At 54.1% G+C, this 22,020-nt stretch carries 18 protein-coding genes; 4 read left to right on the plus strand and 14 right to left on the minus strand.

From position 1 onward, the window contains the following. Positions 1-118: 118 nt before the first annotated feature. Complete coding sequence (locus WMW72_RS28400) at positions 119-1,129, minus strand: LacI family DNA-binding transcriptional regulator (RefSeq protein WP_341418966.1); 1,011 nt, start codon at positions 1,127-1,129, stop codon at positions 119-121. A 290-nt stretch (positions 1,130-1,419) separates the two neighbouring features. Between WMW72_RS28400 and WMW72_RS28405 the strand changes: the two genes are divergently transcribed. Beyond that, positions 1,420-3,549: an alpha-galactosidase gene (locus tag WMW72_RS28405; protein WP_341418967.1), complete on the plus strand. Its 2,130-nt coding sequence runs from the start codon at positions 1,420-1,422 to the stop codon at positions 3,547-3,549. Positions 3,550-3,646: 97 nt separating this feature from the next. Here the strand turns inward: WMW72_RS28405 and WMW72_RS28410 are convergent, their stop codons facing one another. The 8 genes from WMW72_RS28410 to WMW72_RS28445 all read right to left on the minus strand — a co-directional run bounded on the left by WMW72_RS28410 (position 3,647) and on the right by WMW72_RS28445 (position 14,421). Continuing rightward, positions 3,647-5,257 (minus strand): response regulator, encoded by a 1,611-nt coding sequence (locus tag WMW72_RS28410; protein ID WP_341418968.1) that lies wholly within the window; start codon positions 5,255-5,257, stop codon positions 3,647-3,649. Next, positions 5,229-7,037 carry a sensor histidine kinase gene (locus tag WMW72_RS28415; RefSeq protein ID WP_341418969.1) on the minus strand — a complete coding sequence of 603 codons (1,809 nt, stop codon included), beginning with the start codon at positions 7,035-7,037 and terminating at the stop codon, positions 5,229-5,231. Before WMW72_RS28415 ends, WMW72_RS28410 begins: the two co-directional genes overlap by 29 nt. A 153-nt stretch (positions 7,038-7,190) precedes the next feature. Continuing rightward, positions 7,191-8,861 carry a type 2 periplasmic-binding domain-containing protein gene (locus WMW72_RS28420; protein WP_341418970.1) on the minus strand — a complete coding sequence of 557 codons (1,671 nt, stop codon included), beginning with the start codon at positions 8,859-8,861 and terminating at the stop codon, positions 7,191-7,193. Between the two features lie 105 nt (positions 8,862-8,966). Continuing rightward, positions 8,967-9,863, minus strand: a complete 897-nt coding sequence (locus WMW72_RS28425; protein ID WP_341418971.1) for a carbohydrate ABC transporter permease — start codon at positions 9,861-9,863, stop codon at positions 8,967-8,969. A gap of 3 nt (positions 9,864-9,866) precedes the next feature. Further along, complete coding sequence (locus tag WMW72_RS28430) at positions 9,867-10,760, minus strand: ABC transporter permease (protein WP_341418972.1); 894 nt, start codon at positions 10,758-10,760, stop codon at positions 9,867-9,869. Between the two features lie 142 nt (positions 10,761-10,902). After that, entirely contained in the window at positions 10,903-11,997 is a 1,095-nt protein-coding gene (locus WMW72_RS28435) for a Ger(x)C family spore germination protein (RefSeq protein WP_341418973.1), read from the minus strand. Next, complete coding sequence (locus WMW72_RS28440) at positions 11,973-13,082, minus strand: GerAB/ArcD/ProY family transporter (protein WP_341418974.1); 1,110 nt, start codon at positions 13,080-13,082, stop codon at positions 11,973-11,975. Before WMW72_RS28440 ends, WMW72_RS28435 begins: the two co-directional genes overlap by 25 nt. After that, complete coding sequence (locus tag WMW72_RS28445; RefSeq protein ID WP_341419038.1) at positions 13,075-14,421, minus strand: spore germination protein; 1,347 nt, start codon at positions 14,419-14,421, stop codon at positions 13,075-13,077. The genes WMW72_RS28440 and WMW72_RS28445 overlap by 8 nt, the downstream gene beginning before the upstream one ends. A gap of 159 nt (positions 14,422-14,580) precedes the next feature. Between WMW72_RS28445 and WMW72_RS28450 the strand changes: the two genes are divergently transcribed. Then, positions 14,581-15,312, plus strand: coding sequence for a copper homeostasis protein CutC (locus WMW72_RS28450; RefSeq protein WP_341418975.1), 732 nt, complete (start codon positions 14,581-14,583; stop codon positions 15,310-15,312). A 42-nt stretch (positions 15,313-15,354) separates the two neighbouring features. Next, positions 15,355-15,906 (plus strand): NADPH-dependent FMN reductase, encoded by a 552-nt coding sequence (locus WMW72_RS28455; RefSeq protein WP_341418976.1) that lies wholly within the window; start codon positions 15,355-15,357, stop codon positions 15,904-15,906. 114 nt (positions 15,907-16,020) lie between these two features. On the opposite strand, the gene WMW72_RS28460 is transcribed toward WMW72_RS28455, so the two are convergent. The 4 genes from WMW72_RS28460 to WMW72_RS28475 form a co-directional block, all read right to left on the minus strand. Beyond that, positions 16,021-16,536, minus strand: coding sequence for a GNAT family N-acetyltransferase (locus WMW72_RS28460; protein ID WP_341418977.1), 516 nt, complete (start codon positions 16,534-16,536; stop codon positions 16,021-16,023). Between the two features lie 163 nt (positions 16,537-16,699). Beyond that, a complete protein-coding gene (gene efeB, locus WMW72_RS28465) occupies positions 16,700-17,935 on the minus strand; it encodes an iron uptake transporter deferrochelatase/peroxidase subunit (protein WP_341418978.1) in 1,236 nt (411 codons plus the stop codon). A 20-nt stretch (positions 17,936-17,955) separates the two neighbouring features. Continuing rightward, entirely contained in the window at positions 17,956-19,155 is a 1,200-nt protein-coding gene (efeO, locus tag WMW72_RS28470) for an iron uptake system protein EfeO (protein ID WP_341418979.1), read from the minus strand. A gap of 31 nt (positions 19,156-19,186) precedes the next feature. After that, on the minus strand, positions 19,187-20,689 hold the full coding sequence (locus tag WMW72_RS28475; protein ID WP_341418980.1) for an FTR1 family iron permease: 1,503 nt from the start codon (positions 20,687-20,689) through the stop codon (positions 19,187-19,189). A 257-nt stretch (positions 20,690-20,946) separates the two neighbouring features. On the opposite strand from WMW72_RS28475, the gene WMW72_RS28480 reads away from it, so the two are divergent. Next, a complete protein-coding gene (locus WMW72_RS28480; RefSeq protein WP_341418981.1) occupies positions 20,947-21,366 on the plus strand; it encodes a CTP synthase in 420 nt (139 codons plus the stop codon). Between the two features lie 96 nt (positions 21,367-21,462). Here the strand turns inward: WMW72_RS28480 and WMW72_RS28485 are convergent, their stop codons facing one another. After that, entirely contained in the window at positions 21,463-22,017 is a 555-nt protein-coding gene (locus tag WMW72_RS28485) for a GNAT family N-acetyltransferase (protein WP_341418982.1), read from the minus strand. Between the last annotated feature and the right edge of the window lie 3 nt (positions 22,018-22,020).

Consider the following 22,020-nt stretch of genomic DNA (forward strand, 5'->3'; position numbering starts at 1 on the left):
ACATTAGAATTTAACATAGCCAATAGAAAAAAGCCCTTTTAGAATAAGGACTCTTCTTGCAGGGACATAGGTTCAATACTAGGTTTCGTTCGCTAATTTCATCCTAGCAGAACGCCGTTTACCGTCCGGAGCTGCTGCGCACGATTAATTGGGAAGGCACGACCACCTGGACCGGAATGTCCCTTCCCTTGATGCGATCAACCAGCAGCTTCACTGCCATTCTCCCCATCAGCTCAGGCTGAATGCGGATCGATGTCAGCGGCGGGCTCATGTATTCGGCAATTTCCATGTCGTTGAACCCGACGATGGCCACATCCTCCGGCACGCGCAGCCCAGCTTCCTTGACGGCATGTATCGCTCCCACCGCCAGCGCATCGTTGCCGACGAAGAACGCCGCAGGCAGATCCCCCTTCTGAAGCGCTTCGCTCATGAGCCGGTCGCCCTCAGACGTCGACCAGCCGCCGACGAAGACATGCTCAGGGTTGAACAACTCCCGCTCCTTCATGTATCGCTCATAGTAATGCTGCCGCTGATCCTTGCCATAGGTACGGTTCCCCCCGATAAAGCCAATCTTCGTATGCCCCTGCTCCGACAGATGATCAAGCGCCAGGTTCGTAGCCCGCTCGAAGTCGATCACAATCGAATCGAAGCTTTCGACATCGGGTGCCGAATCGACAAATACAATAGGGGGACTATACTTGATCTTCTGCGGATTCAAGTCGTAAGGCCTGTCCAGGAAAATCACGCCGTCCATATCGCCGAAGTTCATGTCCAGCGCTTCATCCTGCGTCATTCTGAATATATCGGCCATTCGGATGCCGGATGCGGCGGACTCCTTCTCGATTCCCTGCCTAATCCCGTGAAAATAATAATCGTGCTCCTCCTGATCTTCCGTCAGAAACATAACCGTACCGATCTTCATATGGGACAGATCATGCGGATCTAAGCTAGACTTGTTTACCGACGCTTTGCGGCTGCGGGGCGTCTGGTAGTTCAGCTCCTCGGCGATAGCAAGGATACGCTGCCGGGTATCGTCGGAAACGGACAGGCTGCTGTCCCTGTTAAGCACCCGGGAGACGGTCACACTCGACACACTTGCGAGCTTTGCAATATCACGAATGGTTGCCATGACTTCACCCTGTCTATAATGTCAATTAATTCTTTATTCTAAACGATTTCGTACAAGTTAACAATTGATGAAAAGCCGTTTCAATCATTTTTTCAGTAATTTTTTAAGTAAATATGAACTAAAATGAGTCATTTCGCTAGGTACGAATAGAATTCATAGGCTCTGTAAGAAGATTCACTTATTTTCAAACAGTGCCGAATAACGTTAAAATAAAAAACGCTTTCTTTTTTCAGTGAAATATTTTATATTTACAAAGTGAATATTCACTAAACGAGAAGAGGCGAATTCCTATGTCAATCCTGTATGATAAAGAAAGCTCACGTTGGCTCCTTCAAGGAACAAACTTATCGTATGGCTTGGGCGTTCATGCGAGCGGCACTTTGCAGCATCTTTACTACGGCCCTAAGCTTCCTTACGTGACAGACCTGCCGGCCTCCGATCAAGCCGCCATTCATCATTCTTCCTTCGAGCCGTCCGGAGGCATTCTCCAGCAGGAGTTCCCGGCCTGGGGCGGGATGTACTATTACGAGCCTTGTCTGAAAGCGACCTTCCCGGATCAGGTTCGGGACACCAAGCTGGTCTACCAAGAGCATCATATTACGGAAGGCGCGGATCGCGACGAGCTGATCATCGTGCTGAAGGATACCGTCTATCCGCTGCTCGTGCAGCTGCATTATCGTCTGTATCCGAAGCATGACATCATCGAGCGGTTCGCCGTGATCGAGAACACCGGCGAGCAGCCGATTACGCTGGAGCAAGCGCTCTCTGCGACCTGGCATGCGCCAAGAGGCGACCGTTACCGCTTGACTCATCTGGCCGGCAAATGGATCGAAGAAACCCAGATTTATCAGGATGAGATCACACCTGGGAAGAAGACGCTGGAGAGCCGGCGCGGCAATACAGGCGGCCAGGCTAACCCTTGGTTTGCCATTGACCGGGGCACAGCAACCGAGGATCACGGCGATGTCTGGTTCGGTGCGCTCGCCTGGAGCGGCAACTGGAAGATTACGGTGGAGTTCAACCCGTTCAAGCTGCTGCAGGTGAGCGGCGGGGTGAATGATTTCGACTTCTCCTGGCATCTGGCAGGCGGAACCAAGTTCCAAACGCCTGCATTCATAGGCGGTTATTCTCGCGAAGGCTTCGGCCAGGCGAGCCGCAATTTCCACCGTTACCAACGCGAGCATATCCTGCCTAAGCCGATCTCGGAAGGATTGCGCCCGGTCTTGTACAACTCCTGGGAGGCAACCTACTTCGACGTCAACGAGGAAGGGCAGACGAAGCTGGCCGAGAAAGCGGCAGCGATGGGCGTTGAGCTCTTCGTCATTGACGATGGCTGGTTCGGTCAGCGCAACCATGACCGGGCCGGTCTGGGCGACTGGACGGTCAACCCCGAGAAGTTCCCTCACGGGCTGAAGCCGCTCATCGACAAGGTGGAAGCACTGGGGATGAAATTCGGCATCTGGGTTGAGCCGGAGATGGTCAATGCGGACAGCAACCTGTACCGCACGCATCCGGATTGGATCTATCATTTCCCTACCCGTCCGCGGACCGAGAGCCGGAACCAGCTGGTGCTTAATGTCGCCAGACCTGAGGTGCAGTCCTTTATCTTCGAGATGCTGGACAACTTGCTGAGCGAGAACAACATCTCCTTCGTCAAATGGGATATGAACCGTTCCCTTAGCGAAGTCGGCTGGCTGGAAGCGCCGCAGGAGATTCACAAGGAAATCTGGGTGCGCCACGTGCAAGGGCTGTATGACATTCTCGCCCGCCTGCGCGCCAAGCATCCAACTGTCGCCATTGAAGCCTGCTCCGGCGGCGGCGCACGGATCGATCTGGGCATTATGCAGCTGACCGATCAGGTCTGGACCAGTGACAATACCGACCCTTACGAGCGCCTCTTCATCCAGGAGGGCTACTCGCTCGCTTACTCCGCTCAGGCGATGATGTGCTGGGTGGCTGACGCCGGCAAGTGGATGAAGAACCGTCCGGCTTCCGTCGCGTACCGCTTCCATTCGTCCATGATGGGCTCGCTCGGTATCGGCGGCAACCTGCTGAACTGGTCGGAGGAAGAGCTGGAAGAGTCCCGCAGGTGGGTAGAGGAATACAAGGCGATCCGTCATATCGTGCAGAAGGGCAACCAGTATCGCCTGCTCTCCCCGAGAGCGGGCAATACGACGGCTGTCCAGTACGTCACGGAGGATCAGCGCGAGTCGGTACTCATCGCCCTGATGCATCCGCGGAAATTCCAGAACCCTTCTCCTCGCATCTACTTGCGCGGACTGAAGAGCGATGCCTTGTATCAGGTCAGCGAGTTCGAGCAGCCGCTGAGCGGCAGCGCGCTGATGAACCGGGGCATCGATCTGGACCTGAAGTCCGATCTGAGCAGCAAACTGGTGAAGATTACGGAAATCTCCGGCTAATAGCAAGCTCACTGTACAATTAGATGAAGGGGTGCTCCCTGAAGCCATGGTTATGGACTTCGGGGAGCACCCCTTCGGCTTGCCCGAGCCTCATCGATCAGGATGAACGAGAATAATGATAATCTCTGAATTCCTGAGGCGTACTGCCTACGCTCTTCTTGAACACGTACGTAAAATAAGCTGACGTTTGAATGCCGACCATCTCCGCCACCTCATACACTTTAATCCCAGGGTCCTGAAGCAGCCTCTTCGCCAGTTCGATTCGGGTATCCTGCACAAACTCCGAGATGGTGCGTCCCATCTCTTTCTTGAACAACACGCTAAGATAGCTGGCGTTCAGATTGAACTGCTCAGCCAGTTGTCGGACCGTCCAGCTTTCCTGAATATGCGTTTCAATAAATGAGGCGATTTGCCGGATCAGATGATGCTGCTGATGTTGGCGCTCCTTCCCTTCCTCCTGCATGTAACGGTCGACAGCTCCGATCAGAAGCTCGATCACTTGCTCGGTCTCGGTACATTCCAGCAATTGGCGCCACATGACCAGGTTCGTTTCGTTGTCTGCGGCGTCCTTGGCCTTCAGCATCCGAATAAGCTCGCTCAGGAAGCTCATGCCGAGGGCCTGGACATAAGAGAAGGAGACCGGTTCCTCAGCCAGCAGCATGTCGAGCATACGTCCGAGATATTCACTAACCTTGGCCGCATCTCCCTGCTCCATCAAGCTGACCATCTGGGGGATAAACTCCTCGCGCAGCCGGTAGCTCTTGAATTCCGTCTCATCCAAACGATCCCGCCGCACAATCTGGCCATCCTCCACGAGTCTGGCCTTCGCCATCATAAACCTCGCTTCTTTGTACAGCAACGGCACCTCATCCCACTCGGTCCCGATCCGGCTGCTGCTGACCGTGACGGTGCAGCCGTACTGCTCCTGCATCATCCTCTGGATAAATTGCGCCTGCTTCTCGGCCCTCGCCTTGTCATCCGGCGAAGTTCCGGCATGCAGCACGACCATTTCATCCGGCCGCGTCTGCGTGACATACAGCGTATCGAAGTCGGATAGCCCGATGTCGACCGATTTCTTGAACCCGCTTCCCAGACGCATCCGCTCCTTCGCATCCCTGCCCGGTGACAAAAAATGATCCAGGCCGAAAAGCGTCACCTGCAGCCCCTGCCGGCAGTCCGGAAGCGGCAGCAAGTCACTCCAAGAAGCAAGCAGATCATCGGTCAGCGCCAGACCGGATATCAAATCACTGACGAACCTTTCCTTTACCAGCCTCAGGCTGCCTGATATTTTTTGCTCCAGCTCAGCCGTCTGTTCGATAATCCGTCGTGTCTTCTCGATCGCATGGCGGATGACCGTCAGCCTGCTGGACACTTCCTCCAGCTTCAGAGGCTTGAGCACATAGGCCTGCGCACCGACATGAATCGCATCCTGCACAAACTCAAATTCATTGTACCCGCTGATCATCAGCACCTGCAGCTGCGGATGAAGCTCCTTGGCCCGGACAACCAGTTCTATGCCGTTCATGCCGGGCATGGACACATCGGATACCAGCACATCGCATGGCATCTCCGCCAATATCTCCATGGCTTCTTCTCCCGACTCCACGGTGACCGGCTGCGCATACCCCAGCTCCTTCCACTTGATATAGCGGACCAGCCCGTAAATATTGGAAGGTTCGTCATCCACGATCATCACGTTCAGCAGCATGATTTTCCCCCTTGATGGACAGCTGTTCCAGACTGGCCGGTATGATTATCGAGACACGTGTCCATTCGCCTTCCCGACTCTCCAGCCTAAACTCAGCCTGATCGCCAAAATAAAGCGCCAACCGTTCCTTAATATTTGAAGTGCCAAATCCGTTGCCCTTGCCGACATATGTCCCGGCTTGAATAGCCTTCAGCTCCTGTTCCGGAATCCCCTGGCCGTTGTCATACACGCTGAACAACACCTGATCGTCCATCCTGGAGACGGATATGCGAATCAGAGCATTCTTCTTTCGGCTCACGGCACCATGCATATAGCAGTTCTCTACAATTGGCTGCAGCATGGTTTTGAGTGTATACAGCCCACCGACACCTTCCTCGATATCCCATTCGATGCGTACGCGGCCCATGTAACGAAACTGCTGAATATCCAGATACGCCTTCACGTGCTGAAGCTCGTCATGAATCGGAATCATGCCGGTCCGGTTGTTGAGCGTAAGCCTGTAGAAGGTCGTCAAGGCATCGATAATGCGGATCTGCTCCTCATCTCCGGCATCGAGCGCCCGCCAACGCAGCAGACTCAGCGAATTGTACACAAAGTGCGGATTAATTTGCGCCTGCAGCGCTTTAAACTCCAGCTCCTTCTCCAGCTTGCCTGCCTGCGTGATATCGTCGACCAGCTTCCCGATCTGCTGGGACATGGAGCCAAACATCCTCTCCAGCTCCCCCAGCTCATCCTGATGCGCATTGCGAACACTAACTTCGAATTCCCCCCGCGAGAGGTTGCTCATTCTGCCGCCTAGCTTGCGGATACGAGATACAATATTTTTGACGATCGTCATCATCAGAAAAGTGGACAGCAGCAGGAAGAATAGCGTTATGGCAGAAATAAGCACGAGCACCGTGACGTTCTGTGTATCAAAGTATTTCATCGGAATAAGCGCGACAACCTGCCAGCCTGAAGAAAGCGGCTTCATAATTTGCAGCTCGTGAGTTGCCGCAAGATTAACGTCCCTATCCGTTATCTTCTCTTTCCCCAAGGCATCGTACAAGAGACTGCCCCCGATTTTGGAGCGATCGGTTGCGGCGAGGATCCGTTGTTCGCTGTCAATGACATACAGACTGCCCCGTCCCTTGAACGGCTGGGACAGCATTTCGCTGAATACGGTATCATAATTAAGCAAAATATAAACCATGCCTAGCGCAGTCCCGCTGTCATCAATCATTTTGCGGGTAATGACAATCTGGTCCGGATGATCGGGCGCATTGCTCCAGCGCAGTGAACTAGTAAATTGTACGGCCTCCTTGTACCAGATCCGTTCATCCTTACCGGCCAGCATTCGCCCCTCTGGCCGCCACAACAGCTGCCCATCCTGCACCAGCGTTTCATTCGTATGATAGATGCGGAAGTCGGCAATACCCGGCAAATATTTGCTCGTAAACAGAAAGGTGCGGTCTACATAGTTAACGGTATCGACAATTTCGGGCATATCGTCATACTTCCGGCCAAGTCTCGCGATCAGCTCGTTATCAGTCGCCGTGCGCACCGCGAGCAGATCATAGCTTTGCTTGCCGAAATCAACATTGCGGGCCGTTTGCCGTACTACTTCATCCATCGTGATCAGATAGCTGTTCTGATAGCTTTGAATGACAAAGAAGAGAGCTGCCCCGCTTAACAGCAGCGTTGGAACCAACAAAATCAGAACATACATCACCAGCACCTTACCGCGCAGGTTCATACTGCGGGTAAAGCGAATGGTCATTCTCTCCAACCACGATTGCAAGGCTCGGCCCCTCCTTTGTACAGCCAAAGTATACCGCATCCCTCATACACAGGGAACGACAAGGCCTTCCAGTTATGGAGCCCTCACCCTCACATCATTGGAAAGAGAAGCCGTCATCCGACGGCTCCTCCTCCCTTCATACCCAATCATAACTCAACCCTTGGCCCCTTGGGCCAGCGTTTCCTGCCATTCCTTCTTGAGGTCGCTCCAATGCGCACGTTTCTCCAACGCACCCTGGAAGTCTGTCCATGCCTGTTCAAATTCGTTGTCCGTCTTGGCCATAAGCAGCTTCGCTTTGTATTCTTTACGGACATTTTCCAGCTCAGGCAAATATTTTTCCCACAGGCCGCCAGGCTTAGCCTTTACCCGATCTTGCGGCTCTGCCACGCGAACGGCTCCCATCTTACCAATTTGCTGCGAGAAATCGATGGTTTTCTGGCGTCCCTTCGGACTCATAATCTCATAGTTCCACCAGGGATACCAATCATTGTTGTAGGAAGCGATGGAGAACAGTCCCGAGCCCGCGCTAGCCATTTTTACTGCATCACCGGATGTGATCAGCTCTTGGTATTTAGGATCCACATACTTCCATTTGCCGAGCGGCTTGTCCACCCAATTCCAGAATACGCCTACCGGCCCATCCGTTGTCACATGCTGCTGTTCAGCCTTAGGCTGCAGCGTGTAGTCTACAAATTTTAGAATGGCGCTTACATTTTTCGTATTTTTGCTAATGTAAAGATCATTGCCTGGGTATGGATTCACGATTTGGTTGAAGCCAAGCCGCTCTACGCCATCGACCTTCGGATATGGAATGGTCTCATAGAACCAAGCCGGTTCAGTTGGACCGTCAAGCGATTCCCACAGCAGATGATCAATGTTGAAAAAGCCTCCGACATTCATCGCAACTCGGCCTGTTTTATTTTTCTCCTTATAGCGCTCTTTCTTGTCGGTAATCACTTCATGGTCGATCAGATTTTCACGGTACATCTTATTCATCCACTTATAGGCCGCTTTGTATTGCGGATTATCGTAAATAAATGCATAGTCGCTCCCCTTCTTCTCCACGGGGATCACCCCGCCTGCCGTCGAAGTGGTTACGCCAAATGTACTTAGAATCACATTCTCATCATTGGCATCCGACAAGAAGCTGAGCGGAAGAAGCGGTTTGCCCGATGCGTCGGTTTGTTTGGCCGCAAGACGCATATACTTCTCGATACCTTCCAAGGTGGCAAGCTCTTCCTTCTTCATGCCGGTTTTCTCCAGCACATCGGTACGAATGAACCATCCCAGGGAAGCCCAGCCCGGCCATGGCTTATCGGGGTTTTGGTCGAACCAGGTCGGGATGGACCAGATGTGACCGTCCTTGTCCTTCATGGCCTCCAGGTATTGCTTCGGAATCGAGGCCAGCCCGGGATACTTGTCAGGCTGATTAAAGTACTCCTCCAACGGAAGAATACTGCCCGAGCGAATCATGGAGGTATTGACGATATCGCTTCGGCTGAACAAAGCCGCGTCCTCGAAGCCCCCCGTGTTCAGCTTCAGATTGAGCGCCGTCACGGCATCCCCCTGTGTAGCTTCCACCTTAACATCAATGCCCGGCTCGTGCTCTCTCCAATATTTTTGCACCATACTGTCATTGTTAACGGTCGCCGTCCAACCCAGCCACAGCTTGAAGGCCTTGCTGTTTCCGTTGTCCGAAGCGGTTCCGCCAGGTGTTGTCCCCTTCCCTCCTGCTGGAGCATTGCTGGCAGAGCAAGCCGTCAGCCCCAGCATGAGCGCAGCCAATGCAGCCGTCATGCTTTTCCTTACCGTGATCTTCTTCATACGAGCACTTTCCCCTTTCTGTCTTTTCATTATATATGGTGTTCCCCTACACCCGTTGAGGACATTTTCCTATCTTAGGTGACTTGCCGATGGATGACGGAAGCACTAGCCCTTGACAGAGCCGATCAGTACCCCCTTGACAAAGTAACGCTGCAAGAAAGGATATACGCACAGAATCGGAATGGCGCTCACCATGACTGTCGCCATCTTGACCGACATTAACGTCACACTCGCCATGTTCGTGCCTCTGACCAGTGCCTCCATGTTGTTGTTGCCGCCAAGAACGGCCGACATGTCCTGTGCCGACAGCAATTGTTGGAGAAACGTCTGTACAGGAATCAGCTTCTGGTCCGATACAAAGAACGCGCCGGCAAACCAATCGTTCCAGTGCATGACAGCGGTGAACAATCCAATCGCCGCCAGCATCGGCTTGGACAGCGGCAAGATGATCGACCAGAGTACCCGGAACGGATGGGCACCGTCTATTTCGGCCGATTCGATCAAGGCATCGGGAATGCCCTGGATAAACTTCATCATCACGAACATATTCCATGCCGAGAATGCGCTTGGCAGGATGTACACCCAGAACGAGTTAATGAGCGAAAGATTATACAACTGGATATACAAAGGAATAAGTCCGCCATTAAATAACATCGTGATCAGTACATAACCAAGCAGCACCCTACGGAGTGGCAAGCTGCGGAAGGACAAGCCGAACGCAACGAGCATCGTAACAGACAGGCCCACAATCGTCCCCACAATCGTCCGTGCAATCGTCACCCAATAAGCTTGCCGTATCACTTCATTGCCGAGCACAACCTGAAAATTATATAGTGTAAACTCACGCGGCCACAGATACACGCCACCCTTAGCTGCATCGCTCCCTGTATTCAGCGAGATGGCCAACATATACAAGAAAGGATAGATGACCGAGACACACAGCAGTAACAAAAGTGCCGTGATGATGACTTGAGCGGCTTTATCACCAAATGAACGTTTCATACGTTACCAGAGACCCTCCCCGTTTATTTTGCGCGACAGTTGATTGGTTATCAGCACGAGAATCAAGCTGATCGCGGAGGAAAGCAGGCCCACGGCCGTTGCCATTCCGAAATATCCTTGCTGAAGCCCGTTGCGCAAAATATAAGTATCCAGGACGTCCGCAACCGGCTGGTTGGCCGGATTCATTAGTGGATAAATTTGATCCATACCGACGTTAATTAAACTTGGCATGCTCAGGATCAGTACGATGGAGATTGTGGGCATAATGCCCGGCAGCGTAATGTGGCGGATTTGCGACATTCTGCCCGCTCCTTCCACCTTGGCCGCCTCATAGAGCTGTGGATCGATGGTCGTAATGGCAGCCAAATACAAGATCGTGTTCCAGCCGACTTCCTTCCAAAGACTGCTCACCACGACCATCGGGCGAAACCAGTCCGTGGAGCCGAGGAAGAAGATCGGATCTTTACCGGCCTTACGCACCAGCTCATTGACGAGTCCGCCGTCGAGCGTCAGCAGCGACTGAAGAATGTAAGCGACAACAATCCAGGAAAAGAAATGCGGCAGATAGCTGACGGACTGAACGAACCGTTTGTACCCGTTATGTCTCACTTCATTAATTAGAAGGGCGAGCAAGATGGGCGCCGGAAAGCCGAATACGAACTTGAGCAGCGCGATGACAATGGTATTTCTCACCACCATCCAGAATTGGTCATCCTTCAAAAAAGAAAAATTTTCAAATCCCGTCCACGGGGCATTCCAGATCGTATAGCCGATATGAAAATTTTTGAATGCCACTTGAATGCCCGCCATCGGAATATAGCTGAATAGAAACAGCAGGATAATGCCGGGTAAAATCATTACGTACTGCCAGCGGTATTTGGTCAGTTTAGCAAGCATGTCATCACCTCTCGCTTAATTATAGGGCACCACTGAAAGCGCAACCATATAACAACGATTGGATTTATATCGTTTTGATTGGGAGTTGTATTATGCTAGAGTGCCCCTGAGCCCTATGGCTTCGGGACACCCCCTTATTCTCCTACAGCACTTCCCCTGTTTCCTTGAGCTTCACCTTCGAGGTCACTTTCATATCCAGCTCTGGATACAACTGCTTCCACGCCTCCGCCTTATTCTTCACGCTCCACGTGTGCGCTGCATAACGCAGTCCAAATCCGACAGGATCGAGATGATGCTGCTGCATCTTCTGGAGCAGCGCTTTTACCTGCTGGTTAAGTTCAGCCTCGAACGCTTGCGTGTATCGTTGAATCGTCTCCCGGTCGAGCTTGTTTATCCCATTGTGCTCCTCCTCCAGATCTCCTTCCAGGTTCAGCTGGTAGTGCAGATAGGACTTGCCCTCCGGCTCGTTGACAATCCGGTAAGCCGCTCTCGAGCGTTCTACATTCATCGAGATTACCCCCTGCCGCTGGGTAATCGCGAAGTCCGTCTTCAGATTATTCTTTGTAAGCAGCTTGTACAGGCGGGTCTCCTGAGGCGTCAGCGCTAGTACAATTTTCGTCTTGTCAAGCAGCACGGCCTTTTCGATGGTCAGATCGCCTTTTCTCGCCTCGACGATCGGGATGATCGGATCAAGCCCTTCCTCGCTCAGCCGGCGCTCCAGGTCGAATAAATACGTGCCGATAATATACGGCGACTCGGTTCCTTCCTCACCCAGCGCCAGGAACAGAGCATTAGCCGGGATGCGCTCTCCCTTCGGCTTCACCTGCATCACCGCCTCGGCAGTAGGCATTGCGACAGCGACCAGACCGACGAGCTGAATGTCCCTACGTCTGGAAGCCCAGTCTATGAACGGGGAAATTTCTTCCTTGGCCAGCCCTTCCCCGATCAGAATAGCCTTGGTATGACTGAAATCAAGCTCCTTGTCGACCTTGGACTTCAAGCGGCGAAGCGCTTCTGCGATACTCTTCGACTCCTCTTGGATGACCTCGAACTGCTGGGTTCCTCCTTTGGGATCACCTTGGGGAATCGCGATCTTCAGCAGAATGTTGTAGCCGCCCTCCAGATGCTTGGACTTGTCGAACCCGATCGCTACAGCAAAGTGACGCTTGTCCACATCCTTGAATCCGCATCCGCAGAGCAGGATAAGCAACATCAGAGCGAAAGCTGTCTTGCGCATAGCTGAACATACCTCCTTACGGCATAGACGAAAATCAGGACGTATAGCATCTCTGCGATAAACCTGATTTGGAGGAAGAGGATTCCGTATTGCTGAAAGGAAAAATAATCCATCTCCCGCAGCGCATACGTAACCGCGGCAAACACGAGGATGAGTACCACGCCGCCCCTGTGCGCATATGTGCTCTGTCCTGTTGGGGTGAACATGCTCTTGAACAGCTCGACCCCAATGTGCCAGTTAATAATCGCATTCATCAGCGACATCATCAGATAGATGAGATAGAACATGAACAACACGCGCTCGAAGACGAAATACACGATACGAATGGAATCCGCCGTCGAAAACCAGGGATAGCTGTGATTGCCTACCCCGATCGTCCCATGGAAGGCGATCGGGATCAGGAACGTCGTCAGCAGCACGCCCAGACTAAGCGTGGACAACAGCCATAACCGTTTGACCGGAAGCGGCTTCAGCACCCTGTTCAGGATAATGACGCTTTCATAGCCGGTAAAAATAAAAATGGCTCCGCTCATCGATGAGAAGTTCGGCGCATTCCAGACATGAGTTAGCATAGAAAATACCGCATCCCAGCTAAAATGACGGTTTAGCACCGACTTTACGAAGAAATAGATGATGAGCGGCAGATTCATCAGCAGAATGGCCTCAAGTGCAAATACGATCGTCCGCGAGTTCTTCAGTGCCGACCAGCAGACGATCAGCAAAAAGCCCGTTAGTATCAGCGTTTGAGGGACATCCGGGCTGATGAAGCGCTGGGTGATATCGACGAAGGACAGCAGTGTCACCGCGCCCCCTAAATACCAAAAGCACATATTCACCCCCAGCAGCACCCGGCTTAGCCAGGCAGGGAACACCTTGGCATAGAGCTCCGGCATGCCCATACCGGGAATTTTCTGGATCGACCAGGTAACCAGAACCATCATCGCACTGCCCACGACAATAGCGGCTGCAATGGACATTAAAGCACCATCGAACCGATGATCGATCAGCGTGCGCGGTACGAAGTTGATGATGTTGATCAGCGCACTGATGATGAACAGGTAGGCAAAATATTTGCTACTAAGCAAGGGTCTCATCCCCTTTTCGTTTGGCAGGCGGAATGATTGTGAAGTACGGTTCCCCGAAGCTCCGCAGGCTGGACAAATAGATGATTAGCGCAATGACGCCGAGCACGATGCCGACCAGACCCAGAACCGTCGCCAAACCAACAAACCCGTACTTGATGACCCGGATCGAGAAGTTCATCATGTTGATCGGGATGACAAAGTTGGAAATCGCCACGGCCGATACGAGAATAATCATAATATTACCGACCAGACCGGCTTCCGTAGCCGCCTGACCCAGAATCAATCCCCCAACCGTCGTAGCTGTCGGACCGATCGACTTGGGCAGCCGCAAGCTCGCCTCGACGAGAAATTCCATCATGATCAGCATGAACAGCACCTCCACGAAGGAGGGATATGGCACGGAGGCACGGCTTCCGGCGATCAGCAGAGTAATCTGGACTCTGAGAATCTCGGGATTGAACGAGGTGAACGCGATGTAAAAGGCCGGAATCGTCAATGCCATAAACAGCCCCAGCATCCGAAGCGTCTTCAGAAAAAATCCGACCAGCGGCATTTGAATCCTGTCGTCCATCGCCGAGAAAAAATCATAGAAGACCGAGGGCAGAACAATCACAAAGCCCGATGTGTCCAGCAGGATTGCAATTTTACCCTCCGAGAGGTTCTTCACCACCCGGTCCGGCCGTTCCGTCACGATCATAGTCGGGAACAAGCTAAACCTCGTAGGGGAAAGAATCTGCAGCAATTCTCCGGCAGATTGAAGCATATCGAGCTCCAGTCTATCCAGCCGCTCCCTAAGCTCGTCCAGCACCTTGGGACTCACCCGTTTCTTGTCATAGGCGATGGCGACCTTCGTCTGGCTTGTGGTCCCAATTGTACGCGTCTCAAGCTTCAAAGCCTCAGACGGGTAGCGCCGGCGAACCAGGTTGATGTTCGTCTCCAGGCTTTCCGTGAAGGAGTCGGCAGGGCCTTGGACGATGCTTTCCACCTTGGCGTCCGCGACCGGACTCGCTTCTATTTTTTTGGCATCGAAGAGCACCATGTCCCCATGGACGAATAAGAGCGCATACCCTCTGAGTACAGCCTCCAGAGCTTCCTTGGGATGATCGGAGGACTTGGACCCGGGGAATGAGGTGATGTACTGGTGATACCTGCGTTCATTGCCGAGCTCGTACAGCGGCTTGACGACGGATTGCTTGATCGTAAGGGAATCGCACAAGGAAGTCATATAGATCAGATCGACGGACCCGGCGTCCGTCACGAGCTTCCGGCTCTCCACATCGGCGCTATCCGCCAATTCTCCGAGAATCCATTCTTTAGGGTTACCGCGGTGAGCGTCCATCACGTTATCCGCTCCTTTCCCCATTTCTTACCTTACAGTATTCCCGGCAATGGGGTAATCACTCTCCTTTTTCTCAAAAGAAATATGAAAAAGAAATATGATATGCTATCTTGGAACTGCGAATTGGATCATAATCAGGTAGCGAGAAAGGACATAGCTATGCTCATAGAGGTTATTGCAACCAGCGTGGAGGATGCCCGGATCGCCGAGCAAGCCGGGGCAGGCCGGATCGAGCTGGTCTCCGGATTGGCTGAGGGAGGGGTTACGCCTAGCTACGGGTTAATCTGCGGCGTATTGCGTGCCGTAACCATCCCTGTACATGTGATGATACGCCCCCACGCCCTATCGTTCCAGTATGACAGGTATGATCTGGAATCGATGCAAGAGGACATCCGGGTTGCCCGAGGCTGCGGGGCCGTCGGAATCGTCGTCGGCGCGCTGAGTGCGGACGGCGATATCGATGAGGAAGCCCTGCTTCCTCTGCTCCGTGAGGCCGAAGGATTGTCAGTGACCTTCCATCGTGCGTTCGATGAGACACGGTCGCTGGAGCAGTCGTTCCGCCAGCTGGAGCGACTGCCAGGCATTAACCGCGTCCTCACCTCGGGAGGCAAGCCGAGCGTGCTGGAGGCTGCTGCTGAGATCCGCAATCTGCTCGCTCTCAGCAGGGAATCGCAGATATCGATTCTGGCAGGTAGCGGCCTGGGTGTGGATTCCCTCGCAGCCTTCATCAAGCAGACCGGCGTCAGCGAGGTCCATATGGGCACAGGGGTCCGCGTGGAAGGCCGTGTCTCGGCCCCGCTTGACGCGGACAAGGTCTGCGCAGCAGTAGCGATTGTGAACGGCCTTCGCCAAGAAGCCTCAAGCCGTAAGGGAACCTTACCGGAACCATGAGAGGCAAGAAGCATTCAAATCAAGAAGAGCAGGTGAACTGAAATGATGACCGAACGTACCTTGCGCATCTGCTCCATCTCCGGAAGTCTGCGGAGCCGCTCCTCCCATACGGCTCTCTTGGAGGCTGCTGCGGAGCTGGCGCCGGCGCAGATGCAGTTGACCCTTTATGAAGGCCTTGCCGACCTTCCCCCGTTCAATCCCGAGTTGGACATCGAGCCTTACCCGGCTGCCGTCGAGCAATTCCGCGAGCGGCTGCGGGCCTCGGACGGGGTACTGATCTGCACGCCGGAATACGCGAATGCCCTACCCGGCGTGCTCAAGAATGCGCTGGACTGGCTCGTTTCTTCGGCCGAGCTGTACGACAAGCCTATCGGGCTGATCAGCGCCTCTCCTTCCCCTCAAGGCGGCGTCCATGCCTTCGCCTCCCTCGTCTTGGTCTTGACGATGGTCAATGCTCGTATTGCGGAGGGTGCAACCTTACTGATTCCGAAGCTCAGCGGCAAGCTGGACGGTGAGGGGCGGCTGAGTGATCCGGTGACCTCCGAGGCGGTCAAGGCGCTTCTGCTGGCGCTGGAGAGAACGATCCGCGTGTAGCGATAGGTAGTGGAGTCCGTTACGCCCGCCGAGAAACGGCCAGGCAAGCCCAATAGACAAGAAGCCGCCCGAACCGGCGGCTTCTTGTCTATTGGATATCACCGTATGTATAGCTTAGGAGCTTGCTTCCCAAACCACTTCTTTCTCCATAATATAGTCATCCATCACAAACCCATTTCCAATATCCGCGACTTGAGTACGTACGGTTCTAAATCCTTTCTTCTCATAAACTGCAATGGAGACCTCGTTATGCCGGTTGACCGTAAGCCACATTACGCTGAGCTTCCGAGTCTGGCATAGGTTCACCAGGAACTCCATAGCCTGGCTTGCATAACCTTGTCCCCGATGCTCCTTCTGTATATAAAACTTGCTTAGCAGCAGCTTGCCTTCTTCTTGCTTGATCCCCACATAGCCGATGTTGCTGCCATTGACATTCATGAAGTAATACTCGTAACCCTGATTGCGGATCTGATCCGTAATGGCCGGAACGGATTGAAACTTCCCAATCATGTAATCGATTTGTTCAACGGAGATAATAAAATGATAATATTCGTGCCAAATATCCGAAGCCAGGCGAGCCAAAGACGTGACTTCTTCCTCTGTCCCTACTTTTGGAAAAACCAATTTCATGAAAATAACCATCCTTTGAAAATTATAATTCTTTTATTTTACTCGCCTATTCGGATAATAACAAATTAGGGTGGCTGAATACACAAAGAGACAAGCAGCCCGCATGAGGCAGACGGCTGCTTGTCTTGGTAATAAGTTGAAGTGAAACATGCAATTAGGACCGCTAAGCTTCGAACAGGACTTGCCCGAGATACTCGCCTTCCCGGAGCCCGCGCGGACAGGCAAACATTGCGCTCGCCACATGTGACACATACTCATTGAGCTTATCCTGGCTCTGCATGAGCTTCAGCATCGGCAGGAATTGCTCGTCCGGGTTTCGCTGATAGCTGATGAATAGCAGCCCCGCATCCATATGACCGGTACGGGGGTCGATCCCTCCGGTGTACGAGTAGGCTCTGCGGTGGATCAGCTTGCCCGATTGCTTCGCCAGCGTGACATGGGCGTTCGCAGGAAGCTGCCCCAGATCGACCGGATCGAACTCATGCTTGGCACCGTAAGCGGCGCCGGAAGTCTTGTTCCGTCCGAAGGTATCCTCCTGGTCGGACAGCGGCGTCCGGTCCCAGACCTCCAGCAGCATCCGGATCTTCCGGTAAGCGAGATAGGTGCCTCCGGCCATCCAGGAGGGCTCCCCTTCTCCGGCCCAGACCACATCCTGGTAGCCTTCGGGAGTCTGATGCAGCTGGTTGGCCGTACCGTCCTTGAATCCGAACAGGTTGCGCGGAGTTTGCCCGGCTGTCCCGCCGCTGATAAATCCTTCCTGCAGCCACTTCAGCGAGGCCAAGCCCGTCGACAGACGAATGAAGTTACGGACCGCATGAAAAGCTACCTGCTGATCCTCGGCGCATACCTGGATACATACATCCCCGCCCGACAGCGTCTTGTCCAGATTCTCCCGCGGCATCCGCGGAATGTCCTTCAGATAGCGGGGCGCTTGAGCCGCCAGCCCGAACCGGTCCTTTCCGTCCTGGCTGAAGAATGCAGGTCCGAAGCCAAACGTGACCGTCAGCCGAGACGCTGGCAAATCCAGCGTCTCGCCCGTGTCGCTCGGTGGCAGCAGCTTGTTGTCACCGGACTGCATCGTGCCTCCGCGGGTGCTCAGGTCGCTGAACCGGGTCCAGTCGCGGAACAACCCGATAACCGCCGGCCGATCGGCCGCCGTGATCTGGAAGCTGGCCAGATACATGTAGGTCTGCTGCGGCGTGACGATCCCCGCCTGATGCTCCCCGTACATCGGGATTTGGCCGGCACCCGCAGCCTCCGATACCTTGCCGGGCGCTTGGCTAAGGCCCAGGATCGCGCTCACCCCCGCAGCCCCCATAGCAATACCCGATCCCGCTACGGCTGACCATTTCAGAAATTCACGGCGCGTAATTCCAGCGTCCTTCGGCGTCCTCTCCATAGCTGCCCCTCCTCTGCGCTCTATAGAATAGCGGCCGACTGGTTCATCAGATTCGACAGCTGACCGAGCTGATCGCTGATCTGGCGGATTTGTTCGGCTGTCAGCTTATCGTAGGTCACATACTGCCCGTCCTTCTGATACTTCAGCAACGTTTCCTCCATCGCCATGAATTGCTTGTCCAACTGAGTGCCCAATCCGGGGTTCTTCTCGTTCAAGGCCGGAATAATGGCAAGGTAGACGATCTTGGACCCGTTCACATTGGCAGCCAGATCGACGAGGTCGGTCCGGGAGTACAGCTCCTCTTCTCCGGTAATCTTGGACGTGGCCGCTTCATTCAACAGCTCCATCGCACCGGCCACCATCGTCTTCGGCTCCAGCTTGAGCGACTTGATCTGCTTCTGCAGCTCCTCCGTATCCTGGATCAGCTGATCGGCGTATTTGTCTTGGCCGGCCAGTGAATGATCTGCCCACAGTGCCTTTTCGATTCGGTGATACCCCGTCCATTCCTCTTCCTTCTCAACATCCGCCAGACGGGCATCGATCTTCGGATCGAGATCCCCGAAGCTCTCGGCGATCGGTTCGATCGTCTCAAAGTAGACCCGGGCCTTCACATATTCCTGCTTGGCCAGCTCGATATTACCGGCCTTCACAGCTGCGGCAAAGGTCTTGGTCCCGGCGGCCAGCTTATCGGCCTGCTCGTCTACGAACGCCTTATAGCCCGCGACCGCCTGGTTCAGCAGCTCGGATGTGCTCGCAGTCGATTCCTTGGCATTCTGCAGCTTGGTTAGCGCAGCCTGCAGCTTGTCGGCCGTAACCGTCAGAGCTACAAAATCCACCTTGTCAAAGGCCGAAGCGGAGAAAATCGGCATTTCATACTTTTCCACGTCCGTATACTCTAACGGGAAGGATTGCCGGACGGCATTCTCATACGAAATCCAGATATCATTGATGGACTTGCTCAGACGCTTTACTTCGGCAGTATCCTGCTTCTTCACCGCGTCCTGGAACTTCTTGGTTTCTTCCTGCAGCTTGGCGGTTCCTTGCTGGATCGCACTCTTGCCTTCTATAGAAGGCGCCTTCTCCTGCTGAACGGTTCCTTGAGCCGGTTCCTGCTTGGGGGCATTCGTAGTGTTCGGGGTGCCCGGAGCGCTGGTGCAGCCGTTAAGCAGCAGCATTGCGGCGAGTGAAGCGGAAGCTGCAGTAGCCAAAGGTTTGAACATGGATAATTCCTCCGATCATGGCGGCTCGCGCCTATGAGATGGTAAGGCTTCCGTTCTGTTTGCGGGTCAGCCGCTGCACAAGGAGAGCGATCAGACCTGCAGCCACGAGCAGCAGCTGCGGCAGCGTGCTGACCCACGACGGGTACAGACTGATAGAGAGAAGCTCGGGCAGGTAATCCTGCATCGTAGTCGGCAGTAGCCCGGCCATCTGCAGGCTGTGAATGCCCGACCCCATGAATTTAAAGCAAAGATAAAACACAATGACGCTGGACACCGTAAATACCGGCCGGACCGGCAGCCGTGTCCCTGCCTTGATCACAACGAACGCACAGGCCGCCAGCACGCCGAAGCCTGCCGTAATCCCGGCCGCCAGCTCGCCTCCGGACATTTTCCCAGCCATGCCGATCAGGAAAATAACGGTTTCGAGTCCTTCACGTACGATCGCGAATAACGCCAGCAGCGCGAGACTAGCCATCCTTCCTCCGGAGATCGCCTGCGAGCTCTTGGCTGACAAGTATTGATTCCACCGCTTGACATCCGAGTTCCGGTGCAGCCAGTAGCTGACATAGAGCAGCAGGACACTCGCCAGCACGCCCGTCCACCCATTGATCAGCGCATTGTTGCGGCCGAAGGCCCCTGATGACAGCAGGAAGGCTACCGCAAAGCCGGCCCCGATGCAGAGGATCACGCCGGCGGCGGACCCGCCGATCACCCAGCGCCGGGCGGCCGCCGAGCCTGCCTTATTCGCATACATCAGCAGCGCACCGACGACGAGGAGCCCCTCCATCCCTTCCCGGACCGGAATTAGCGCCGCATCCCACCACGAGTACGAGGCGCCAGTGAGCGGCGTCAGCGCTTCGATCATCCGGTCGACAATTGCCTTGGCCTGCGGGCGTTTGTCCTCACTGTTCAGGTAAGCATCCAACAGCACAAGGTCGCGCTCGGACGCATTGTAAACCGTCTGCGACCTGCTCACGATATCTCCCTCGACCGACAGCCACTGCTGCTGGAGATGCTTCACTTGAGCACTAGCCTCCGTCCACTGCTCGCGTCCGATGAGATCTCCAGCCGCTCTCAGCTTCAGGATATAAGCATCCAGTGTCATCCGGGTTTTCCCTTCATTGTCCGCGTATGCACCGTCACGGTAATTCAGCAAGGAGAAATGAAGGGTCGCAGCCAGCTCCTGCGCCTTGCCCGCATCCTTGTTCAGCAGGGCCAGCGACAGTCCGGCCACCTCGTTATCGATCTCGAGCGCCAGCTGCAGCGAGTCCTGCTTGACGGCCGCTTTGCTCGAGCTCCACCATTTCTTGACCGCCCCGAAAGCTTGCGCCGACCGCTCCAGGTCCCCGGTCTCGAGGTAGGCCTTCAGCGCTTCCGCTTGCGCAACGACGGAACTCAGATTCTCCCCATTAGCTGGCTCGCCGGCAGCTGCCTGCAGCGACGAAGAAGCCGAAAAAAAAAGGCTTCCCGCCAGTAAAAACACACAAACTGCCCCAATCAACAAACGGCGAATCGGCCAGCTTGTGTCTGACATAGGCTCATCTCCTTATATGTAATCAGAATTTAAAACATTAATTGAAAATGATTATCATTATTGTTAAATGAATTATAGGATCAGGCTGGATGGTTGTCAATGTAAAAATGGTGACAATTGCAGGCCTCATTTTCATACTGCATTCCGGCTGCCAGCACGATGAAAGGTAACGGCTGCAGGGCCCTCTCCGCGGTTACTTCTTCATGATATACTAGGCCTATGCGAGCATGCTTGACAGGCATCTATCTGGGGAATCCATGCAGGAAGCATCTATAGGAGGTTTATATGAACATCGGCATTATCGGCGATTACAATCCGGCGTATCCGTCTCAACGAACTACGTGCGAAGCGCTCCTGCACGCGGCACGGCAAGCAGGGCTTCGCATCGGGATCGAATGGATATCATCCAGCAGCCTTCACGGGCGTTCGGCATCTATCAGCAGTCACGTGTAACGGAAGCCTTCCGATGTAAGTATGGACTCAACCCTGAATATCAGCGGATGATTCACGAAGCCGGATTAAGAATAACGGGGGAAGATGCCCACGCTCAGCCCAGAATCATCGAATTGCCGGAACATCCTTTCTATATGGGCACTCTCTTCGTGCCTCAGCTCAGCTCGACTCCGGAACATCCCCATGGTCTGGTGAATGCTTTCCTCGAATCGATGAGCAGCTAGAGACCGGGGAACCCCTGAGAACTCCAAAAAGAGCTGCCCGGCCCAGGCAGCTCCTCCACGTACATTCCCTATCTGCTGTTAACCCTCTGCGCAAGGCTACGCCTGCTGTCCCACCAAATGGCTGATTTCCGCGTGATCGGACCACTGCAGGCGGTAGCTCTTGACGAGCGTTTCCCCATTCATGATGTCCTTGTCGGATGCACGTTCAAATCCCAGCCGCTCATACAGCTTCACAGCCGATTCCATCATATCCGATGTGTGCAGATGAAGTGTCGTAGCCCCCAGCGCTACGGAACGCCGTACGCTCTCGCGGATGAGCTCCGTAGCAATGCCTCGGCCCCTGACATCGGGCGATACAGCCAGCAAGCGGATAATAGGGGAATGAAGGTTCAATTCAGGCCTGCCGTAGGCGACCTCACCGGATATGTACATCTGCACACTGCCTACCACGCGTCCGTCGATCTCTGCGACAATCCGTGCTATCGGTCCATCGCCATCAACCGACGAGCTGATCGATTCGCGATACGGCACCCACCTTTCGGCAGGCAGCACCTGCTCGTATTGGCTGTAAGCATTCAACATGAGGCTGCGGATAACCTCCTTATCGCTATCGCGGGCATCTCTGATCAAGAGTTGGCCTGAATGAGTCATCGG

The organism is Paenibacillus filicis, assembly GCF_038070315.1.
Taxonomy (GTDB): Bacteria; Bacillota; Bacilli; order Paenibacillales; family NBRC-103111; genus Paenibacillus_G; species Paenibacillus_G filicis.

What these genes read in the sequence shown, in the direction of transcription:
- WMW72_RS28460 (WP_341418977.1), bottom strand. Translation starts at nt 16,536, where the DNA reads ATGAAATTGGTTTTTCCAAAAGTAGGGACAGAGGAAGAAGTCACGTCT.
- WMW72_RS28405 (WP_341418967.1), top strand. Translation starts at nt 1,420, where the DNA reads ATGTCAATCCTGTATGATAAAGAAAGCTCACGTTGGCTCCTTCAAGGA.
- WMW72_RS28450 (WP_341418975.1), top strand. Translation starts at nt 14,581, where the DNA reads ATGCTCATAGAGGTTATTGCAACCAGCGTGGAGGATGCCCGGATCGCC.
- WMW72_RS28480 (WP_341418981.1), top strand. Translation starts at nt 20,947, where the DNA reads ATGCAGGAAGCATCTATAGGAGGTTTATATGAACATCGGCATTATCGG.
- WMW72_RS28400 (WP_341418966.1), bottom strand. Translation starts at nt 1,129, where the DNA reads ATGGCAACCATTCGTGATATTGCAAAGCTCGCAAGTGTGTCGAGTGTG.
- WMW72_RS28425 (WP_341418971.1), bottom strand. Translation starts at nt 9,863, where the DNA reads ATGAAACGTTCATTTGGTGATAAAGCCGCTCAAGTCATCATCACGGCA.
- WMW72_RS28430 (WP_341418972.1), bottom strand. Translation starts at nt 10,760, where the DNA reads ATGCTTGCTAAACTGACCAAATACCGCTGGCAGTACGTAATGATTTTA.
- WMW72_RS28475 (WP_341418980.1), bottom strand. Translation starts at nt 20,689, where the DNA reads ATGTCAGACACAAGCTGGCCGATTCGCCGTTTGTTGATTGGGGCAGTT.
- efeB (WP_341418978.1), bottom strand. Translation starts at nt 17,935, where the DNA reads ATGGAGAGGACGCCGAAGGACGCTGGAATTACGCGCCGTGAATTTCTG.
- WMW72_RS28445 (WP_341419038.1), bottom strand. Translation starts at nt 14,421, where the DNA reads ATGGACGCTCACCGCGGTAACCCTAAAGAATGGATTCTCGGAGAATTG.
- WMW72_RS28455 (WP_341418976.1), top strand. Translation starts at nt 15,355, where the DNA reads ATGATGACCGAACGTACCTTGCGCATCTGCTCCATCTCCGGAAGTCTG.
- WMW72_RS28485 (WP_341418982.1), bottom strand. Translation starts at nt 22,017, where the DNA reads ATGACTCATTCAGGCCAACTCTTGATCAGAGATGCCCGCGATAGCGAT.
- WMW72_RS28410 (WP_341418968.1), bottom strand. Translation starts at nt 5,257, where the DNA reads ATGCTGCTGAACGTGATGATCGTGGATGACGAACCTTCCAATATTTAC.
- WMW72_RS28420 (WP_341418970.1), bottom strand. Translation starts at nt 8,861, where the DNA reads ATGAAGAAGATCACGGTAAGGAAAAGCATGACGGCTGCATTGGCTGCG.
- efeO (WP_341418979.1), bottom strand. Translation starts at nt 19,155, where the DNA reads ATGTTCAAACCTTTGGCTACTGCAGCTTCCGCTTCACTCGCCGCAATG.
- WMW72_RS28435 (WP_341418973.1), bottom strand. Translation starts at nt 11,997, where the DNA reads ATGCGCAAGACAGCTTTCGCTCTGATGTTGCTTATCCTGCTCTGCGGA.